Raw genomic sequence first — 7,660 nt, forward strand, 5'->3', positions numbered from 1 at the left:
GTTCATTCCTCCTCGCCGGCATGATCGATTATGGTCGGCAGGCTGTCCTCCGGCATGAGCCGGTTCCAGTCCTGCATGAATTCCTTCAATGTAATCTGGGGAGTGTACGAAGCCGCGGAACGTTCTCCCGCCGGCGTCCGAGCCGGCTCGGGCAAGGCGAGTCCGCGCTCGCGGAGTCGGGACAGCGTCTCTCGGATCAGCGAGGCATGGCCTCGTTCGTACGCGGCGTCGATCAGCTTGCGGATGGCTTCCCAGTATGGCGTGCCGGCCGCTTCCAGGCGGTAGGCGGGAGCCGAGCCTCGTTCCCGGTTATACAGATAAGCATAAGCGGTCCGGATCTCAAGCGCCATGGATTCCTTTTCCTGCGGGACGCTGCCGCGCCTGTCGCGCACGGGCTCCGCTCCGCGGCCGGTATCGCCGAAGAGGAGCAGGGAGCTCATCGCGTCCTCCGCATAGCTGTCGAGATTGCGATGCTCCGTCTCGGGGATGAAGAAGGTGTCGTTCTCCGCATACCACGAGCGCGTCTTGATGGCGGATTCGGCGGGGGAGCCGATGAGATCCATCGGGAAGAAAAAAACTTGGCGCAGCGGCGTCAAACTGCCGGCTGTCTCGGACAAGCCTTCCCGCCTCTGGCGGAAACGATCCAGAAACTTCTCCGCTTCCCGGATATTGCCGGGAGTCGTTATGATGGACAGCTCGGCTTCCGGATCCTGCACGACGGAGAAGCGGCCTCCGATGACGGTGATGCCGTCCCGGGCGCTTCCTTGGAACTGAAGCTTGCTGCCGCTGTCGCTGCCGCCGGCTGGCGGAATCGTCGCGAACAGGGAGCTTAGGAAGCCTTCCATGGTCAGCTCGTAGGCGATCGGCTTGACGAGCGAGGAGCCCGGCCGATCCATCAGGGCGCCGTCGGCATCCTTCGCAAGCAGGCTGTCGCCGCCGGGAAGCGGATACCATCCGATGCTTGCCGGCAGATAGAGCCCGTCTCCCCGGGAGAAGGCGAGGAAGCTTTCGCTGCCGCTGCTGCCGATCAGCCATTCGTTCCAATCCCCTTCGTAGCCGACTTCCACGCTTTGGACGGGCAGAGCCGGGTCAAGCAGGCTTTCGCGGATTCGGAGCTGATCCCCGGTGCGTTCCCATGAGACGGGATTGCCGTTGATCCGGACCGACCGCACAGACATCGAAGGATACAGCAGCAGGGTCATTTCGCCCGGATGCTTGTATTGGAGCTTGCTCCGGCCGTCCGCCGCCGCGAGGCGGCCCCGGAGCGTCGGGACGGATAGCTCCGCATCGGCTTCCACGCTCCCTCCTGCCCGGCGAACGACATGAAGCTTCATGCTGTCGAGCCGGAAGCGGTAGGCGTTCTGATCCTTCACCTGGCCGAGAGCGGGAGCGGCGGCTGCCAGCGATTTCATATGAACCGTCCGATCGGATACAAGCGAGGCATAGGGAATGAAGGCGGCTCCGGCCGCAAGCAGCATGGCGATGGAGACGAGCCATGGCTTTTTTGGGCGAAGGGGCGGCTTGGCTCTGCCGAGCATGGCGCTTGCCGCCGTCAGCAGGACCAGGGCGGAGAACGCCATGAACGGGGCCAGGCGGCGAAGCTCGGGTCCTGCCAGCACGGATGACCAGACCTCATGCCCGGCCAGATCGGAATCCAGCAGCGGCTGCAGGTAGAACGCCTTCAGCCATACCCACTGATATACCTTCACGACATAGGCTTGAAGGAACAGCGAGCCGAATACCCATGCGCAGAACGCGGCGGGAAGCGAGAACCGCAGCGGCAGCAGGGAACCGAGAAACAGCCCGAGGGCAAGCGAAATTCCGTAGGACTGCACATACAGCAGGGCGAACCTTCCCATCTCCGATGCCATGGACCCGAGCGGCAAGCCGTGGCGGAGTCCGGAAGCGGCGTATGCGGCGTTGATGGCGGCGATATAGAGAGACATGTAGAGGAAGCCGCCGATCCATTTGGCGCACATCCAGCCCCACGCGCTGAGCGGAAGCCGGAACAGCCACTCGCCGGAAGGATGCAGCAGGTCTCTGCGGACGAGCAGGACGCCGAGCAGCAGCGGAATCGCGGTGGTCAGCGTCAGCAGCATCGCATGCGTGGAGGAGGCGTACAGATTGACGTCCTGCGACGACAGCGGATTGGGCGAATACGTATGGAGGAGCATCCACATGCCGGCTCCGAACGGCAGCAGCAGCGTCCAGCGCAGCAGCAGCAGGGACTTCAGTTCCAATGCGGCTTGCCTGAGGATCACAGCCATGAGGCGTCTGCGTCCTCCTTGCTGCGGCTGACAAGCGCAAGATAGCCTTCCTCCAGCGTCGGCGCCACCCGCTCCGCGAACGGAGACGGAGGGCGGTCGCATAGCGCCCGGCAGCGGATGCCTTCCTCGGTGCGTCTCGCAGACAACAGGCCTTCGAGCGGCATCCGGCGCCATTCCGTCTCGGAAGCTTCCCAGGACCAGGTCCGGTCCTCCGCGAATCCGGCCAGCCCTTCCGTACTTCCATGATGCAGGAGTTTGCCCTCGCCGAGCACGATGACCTCGCGGCAGCTTGCTCCGATGTCGCCGAGGACATGGGTGGAGAGCAGCACGACCCGGGTCGCGGCCGCATCGGCCAGCACCCGTCTCAGCCGGATCCGCTCCTCGGGATCGAGCCCTGCCGTCGGTTCGTCCACGATCAGCAGATCCTTGGAGCCGAGCAGCGCCTGGGCGACGCCCAGCCGCTTGATCATTCCGTACGAATAGGAGCGCGCCGGCTCGTCTGCTTCCTGACGGAGGTTGACCTGCTCCAGCACCTCTTCCACCCGCCGCATCCTCTCGGCGCGGCTGCCTCCCTGAAGAGAGGCGGCATGGGCAAGCCACTTGCGGGCGGAGAACTGCGGGAGCATGCGCACCGTCTGCGGCAAATAGCCGATCCTGTTTCCGTTGACCTTGAAATCGCGCACGGAGCTTCCTCCGAGCATCGCGTCGCCGGTCGTCGGCGGCAGCAGTCCCGCAAGCAGGCGCATGAGCGTCGACTTGCCGGCGCCATTCGGTCCGAGCAGGCCGTGCATGCCTTTGCCGAGCTCAAGGGACAAGGGCCGGAGAGCCCACCGGTCTTTATATTGTTTTCCAAGCGTATGGACGGAAAGCATAGTGTTGATCCTCCTGCGCAAATGACGACTGTCCGGGCCAAAAAGTTTCTTTGTCATCCATTATAACATTCCGCCGTCCGGCGTTCCTGCATTCGACAGCACCAGCCTTTGGCTCCCGCTCCTGCCGAGCATGGTTGAGCCGATGCCGGCCGTTCCCAGATGAAGGATTTGGCTAAGGCAAGGATTAATATAAGAATAGAAGACAGAGGAGCTGACTTTGACGAGCAGGGAATAAAGGAGCAGGTCCAGAACGGAGCGGTCCGCCGAAACGGCCATCTGCATGCGCAGCGGGAGCGGATGATTCCCTTCCAGCGGAACCCCGGGTGCGAAGGAGGCTCGCGAGGAGGATCCGAACCTGATCTGCGAGGTGCTGGAGGTGCCGGGGGCGAAATGGTCGTTTCCGGTCACAGCCCGGCTGTGCTCCGGACCAAGACGGTTCAATCAGCTGCAGCCGACGTCTCGAAAGGAAATGGGAAGAGGCGTAAGGATGAACTGAAGCTGCGGGGAGGATAGGAAATGGACGAAAAACAGAAGAGGAACCGAATCGGCAAGCGAAGTCCGGTTCCTTGCGCCTATAAGGTCGAGCCGGCGGGCGACCGCGCGATGATGATCAGCCTCGATCAGTCAGATCTCGATGGAGCGCCGCTGCAGGATCGCCTGGCTGCCGCCGCCCGCTGGCTGGAGGAGGCGGGATGGAGCTGGCTGCTCGACGCCGTTCCTGCCTACGATACTCTGCTTGCCGTGTACGATCCCGTTCTGCTCATGAAAAGCATGAAGCCCGGCCCGGAGTATCCGGGCACGGGCTTGCTTCTCCCTCATGAGCTTGCCGGCGAGAGGATGGGGAAACGATTGGAGGCGCAGCCCTCAAGAGGAATTCAGGAGGAGGCCGCCGTCGTCCGGATTCCGGTCCGCTACGGCGGCGCAGCCGGTCCCGATCTGGAGGAAGCGGCGTCCCGCAGCGGCCTTGGGGCGGAGGAATTCGTCCGTCTTCACTCCGCTCCTCTTTACCGGGTCGTCATGATCGGATTCCTGCCGGGCTTCGCTTATTTGGACGGGCTGCCGCCGGAGCTGGCCCAGCCGCGCAGAAGCTCGCCCCGCTCGCTGGTGCCGGCAGGGTCGGTCGGCATCGGCGGCGGGCAGACGGGCGTGTACCCGTCGGCATCCCCCGGCGGCTGGCAGCTGATCGGACGCACAGAAGCCGAGCTCGCGGATTTTGGAAGGGAAAGACCTTTGCTTCTGCAAGCGGGCGACCGGGTGCGGTTCGTACCGGAATAAGCTGCTGGCGAAAGCCGGTCGGCCGCCTCGTTATGAGCCTCCGTATTTAGGTATTATAGAGCCGGTGTAAACCTCACAGGAGCGGTCGGCTGCCCTGTATTGAGCGGAAAACGGCTGTTCCGAACGCGTCCCGGCTAGCCGATACCGGACGAGCGGCTACTCCTTGTATCTCGACAGGGCAATGACAGCATTATGTCCGCCGAAGCCGAAGGAATTGGACAGGCCGGCATGAAGCTCCGCCTTGCGGGCATGAAGAGGCACATAGTCGAGATCGCATTCGGGATCGGGGTGGGTCCGGTTCGCGGTGGGGGTGATGACGCCTTGGCGCAGCATCTGGACCAGGGCGATGGCTTCCACGCCGCCTGCCGCTCCGAGCATATGCCCGGTCATGGATTTGTTGGCCGTGACGGGAATCCGGTAAGCGTCGTCTCCGAAGACGCTCCTGATGGCTGCGGTCTCGGAGAGATCGCCGACGCCGGTGCCGGTGGCATGGGCGCTGATGACGCCGACATCCGCAGGCGCCAGGCCGGCTTCGGCCATGGCCAGCCTCATCGCGGCTGCGGCTCCGCGGCCGGCGGGCTCCGTAGCCACGATGTGATAGGCATCGGAGGTGGCGCCGTATCCGATCACCTCGGCCAGCGGCTCCGCTCCGCGCGCCAAGGCATGCTCCAGCGGCTCCATGACGACGATGCCGGCTCCTTCGGCCATGACGAAGCCGGTGCGGAGCGCATCGAAGGGACGGCTGGCCGCGGCCGGATCGCCTTCAGGAGAGGCAAGGGCAGTCGCGTTGCCGAAGCTGGCGAGCGCGACGGGCGTCAGCGCCGCTTCGGCGCCGCCGGCAAGCACGATGTCCGCTCCGCCATAGCGGATCAGGCGGAAGGCTTCACCGATCGCCGTATTGCCGATCGAGCAGGCGGTTACGGGAGCGAGCGACGGGCCGAGCGTCCCGTAGCGGATGCTGATCATGGCCGCCGCCATATTGGCGATCATCATCGGAACGAGCGTCGGGCTGACGCGGCCGGGACCTCTCTCCCCCAGGATGCGGGCCTGCTCGATCAGCGTGCCGATGCCTCCGATGCCCGAGCCGACGTACACTCCTGCCCGCTCCGATGACAGCTGCTCCGCCGATAGGCCTGCCTGGCGGACCGCTTCTTCGGCTGCGGCCAAGGCGAACTGGACGAACCGGTCCATTTTCCGGGCTTCCTTGCGGCCGAAGCGGGCTTCGCCGTCCCACTCCGGGATGATCCCGGCAATGGCATCGCGGCCGGTATCCGGCGGGAAAGCTTCGATTCGCCGAATGCCGGAGCGTCCGGCAGACAAGCCTTCCCAGAACGCCGGCACGCTGCAGCCGAGCGGGCTTACCGCTCCCATGCCGGTAATGACGACACGGCGGCCGCCCGACGCCGTTCCGCGCTGATGCTCCACAGGTCGGGATGGCGATTCCGCGACCCCATGTTCACGGTTTTCGGATGTAGCTGGCTTCATGTGAAATTCCTCCTCGGCTCTGCTTTACATGCAGTTTGGCATAGCAGTTATCCTAGTACAAGTTGTGGTTTATACTAGAATAAACACTACCCGGATAAGGCACATGGAGGGTGAAAGGAGATCGGCTATGAACCGGAAAGCAAGGCTGGAGGCATTATCGGCTTTTTTGAAATCGCGGCGGATGGCGGTCTCGCCCGAGGCGGCAGGACTTCCGGCAGGCGGCCGCAGGCGCACGCCTGGATTGAGAAGGGAAGAGGTGGCGCAGCTGGCGGACGTCAGCGCGACCTGGTACACCTGGCTTGAGCAAGGACGGGATATCCGCGTCTCGGCTTCGGTGCTGGATGCGGTCGCCAAGGCGCTGCGCCTGAATGCCGACGAGCGGCGGTATCTGGCCGCGCTGGCGATGGAGGGAGCAGCGGAGGGCGAAGAGCTCGCCCCCGAATCCCGCCCGCAGGAGCTGTCGCCCGCGCTGCGGCTGATCGCGGACCAGCTCGTCAGCTGCCCGGCTGTCTTTTCGGACCGGAGATGCCGGATCGTCGGCTGGAACGAAGCCGCTTCCAAAGTATTTCTCGACTTCGGCATAATCCCGCCCGACGAGAGGAACATGATTCAACTGCTGTTCAGCCGTCCGGAGCTGCAGCGTCTGGCCGTCAACTGGGATGAGTTCGTGCGCGGATACTTGGCTATCTTCCGCTCCTATTACGGGCAGTATGCGGATGACGACTGGTATGAGGGCTTCATTCGCGAGATGGAAGCCAAGCATCCCCGGTTCGGGGAGCTGTGGGAGGAGAGCCGGGTCAGCACCGCGCCGGAGGTCATCCTGGAATTCCGGCATGCCAAGGCGGGACGGATGCAGTTCCAGCTGACGAGCTTGCGCGTTCAAGGCGAGCAGGATCTTCGCTGCAGCATTTATACGCCGGCTCCGGATACGGGGACGGACCGCAAGATGGCTCGGCTGATGGAGACAGACAGGAGCATGGCGAGCGTGGGGACGGGACTGCAAGCCTCCGATTGAGAGGCAAGATCGCTGCGGAGGGTGGCGCAGGGTCCGGAGCGGCGCCGGGATGGAGATGCGGGCAGCCGCACAGGCGATCGGCCGCCGCCTTGGATAGCTTATCCGGAGGGGCTGAGCTACACTGGGAAGGTGGAATCTATTGCCATTCAAGGCGGGCAGAGTGCAGGCGAGCGGATAACTGTCCGCCGACGCAGCTGCAGCCGCCTGGCCCGCCGAGCCCGAAGGCTGAAGAACTGAACAGCCGGCGGAGTTTCCGGGGTCAGGCTGCTTGGGCCGTCGAACAATTGCAGGAGGTGGGGGCTGTGCGAACGGAGCTTGAAATCGTCAAGGCGGGCATGCTGCTCGAAGTGCAGGATCGGGGAAGGCCGGGCTGGCGCTCTCAGGGAGTGCCGGCTGGAGGCGCGATGGATTGCTGGTCGCTGCAGGTCGCCAATCTGCTGGCCGGCAATCGAAGGGATGCCGCGGCGCTCGAGATGACGATGTCGGGACCTGCGCTCCGGGCAGGCAAGGACGGCCTGCTCTGCGCTCTTGCCGGCGCCGGGATGGAGGCAAGCGTGGACGGCGTTCCGCTGCCGCCGTGGCGAACCGTCTATGTGATGCCCGGCCGGCTCCTGGAGATCGGCCGGGCATCCCGCGGCTGCCGCGCCTATCTCGCCGTCGCCGGAGGCATCGCCGAGCCGCAGGTGCTCGGCAGCCGGAGCGCCGATGCGCGCGCCGGCATCGGCCGCCGGCTTGCCGCCGGCGAC

General features: G+C 64.5%; 7 protein-coding genes. 3 read left to right on the top strand and 4 right to left on the bottom strand.

Annotated elements, in window-relative coordinates:
* Positions 1 to 2: 2 nt before the first annotated feature.
* Genes ACLBWT_RS20285 through ACLBWT_RS20295 form a run of 3 tightly spaced genes read right to left on the bottom strand, consistent with a single transcriptional unit; the run spans position 3 to position 3,547 of the window.
* Positions 3 to 2,267, bottom strand: a complete 2,265-nt coding sequence (locus ACLBWT_RS20285) for a hypothetical protein (protein WP_447664940.1) — start codon at positions 2,265 to 2,267, stop codon at positions 3 to 5.
* Positions 2,258 to 3,139 (bottom strand): ATP-binding cassette domain-containing protein, encoded by an 882-nt coding sequence (locus ACLBWT_RS20290; RefSeq protein WP_447664941.1) that lies wholly within the window; start codon positions 3,137 to 3,139, stop codon positions 2,258 to 2,260. The genes ACLBWT_RS20285 and ACLBWT_RS20290 overlap by 10 nt, the downstream gene beginning before the upstream one ends.
* A gap of 60 nt (positions 3,140 to 3,199) precedes the next feature.
* Positions 3,200 to 3,547, bottom strand: a complete 348-nt coding sequence (locus ACLBWT_RS20295) for a hypothetical protein (RefSeq protein WP_447664942.1) — start codon at positions 3,545 to 3,547, stop codon at positions 3,200 to 3,202.
* Positions 3,548 to 3,655: 108 nt separating this feature from the next.
* On the opposite strand from ACLBWT_RS20295, the gene pxpB reads away from it, so the two are divergent.
* Complete coding sequence (gene pxpB, locus ACLBWT_RS20300) at positions 3,656 to 4,414, top strand: 5-oxoprolinase subunit PxpB (RefSeq protein ID WP_447664943.1); 759 nt, start codon at positions 3,656 to 3,658, stop codon at positions 4,412 to 4,414.
* Positions 4,415 to 4,570: 156 nt separating this feature from the next.
* On the opposite strand, the gene fabF is transcribed toward pxpB, so the two are convergent.
* Positions 4,571 to 5,899, bottom strand: a complete 1,329-nt coding sequence (gene fabF, locus ACLBWT_RS20305; RefSeq protein WP_447664944.1) for a beta-ketoacyl-ACP synthase II — start codon at positions 5,897 to 5,899, stop codon at positions 4,571 to 4,573.
* A gap of 127 nt (positions 5,900 to 6,026) precedes the next feature.
* Here fabF and ACLBWT_RS20310 point away from each other — a divergent pair, with 127 nt between their 5' ends.
* Both ACLBWT_RS20310 and ACLBWT_RS20315 read left to right on the top strand, forming a co-directional pair.
* Positions 6,027 to 6,914, top strand: coding sequence for a helix-turn-helix transcriptional regulator (locus tag ACLBWT_RS20310; protein WP_447664945.1), 888 nt, complete (start codon positions 6,027 to 6,029; stop codon positions 6,912 to 6,914).
* A gap of 302 nt (positions 6,915 to 7,216) precedes the next feature.
* Positions 7,217 to 7,660, top strand: a 444-nt coding sequence (locus ACLBWT_RS20315) for a 5-oxoprolinase subunit C family protein (RefSeq protein ID WP_447664946.1), incomplete at its 3' end; no start/stop codon positions are given.

This window comes from Paenibacillus sp. D51F (genome assembly GCF_053345695.1).

Bases quoted from the DNA above. Each gene is read 5' to 3' on its own strand.
- ACLBWT_RS20285 (WP_447664940.1), bottom strand. From the start codon at position 2,267: ATGGCTGTGATCCTCAGGCAAGCCGCATTGGAACTGAAGTCCCTGCTG.
- ACLBWT_RS20290 (WP_447664941.1), bottom strand. From the start codon at position 3,139: ATGCTTTCCGTCCATACGCTTGGAAAACAATATAAAGACCGGTGGGCT.
- pxpB (WP_447664943.1), top strand. From the start codon at position 3,656: ATGGACGAAAAACAGAAGAGGAACCGAATCGGCAAGCGAAGTCCGGTT.
- fabF (WP_447664944.1), bottom strand. From the start codon at position 5,899: ATGAAGCCAGCTACATCCGAAAACCGTGAACATGGGGTCGCGGAATCG.
- ACLBWT_RS20310 (WP_447664945.1), top strand. From the start codon at position 6,027: ATGAACCGGAAAGCAAGGCTGGAGGCATTATCGGCTTTTTTGAAATCG.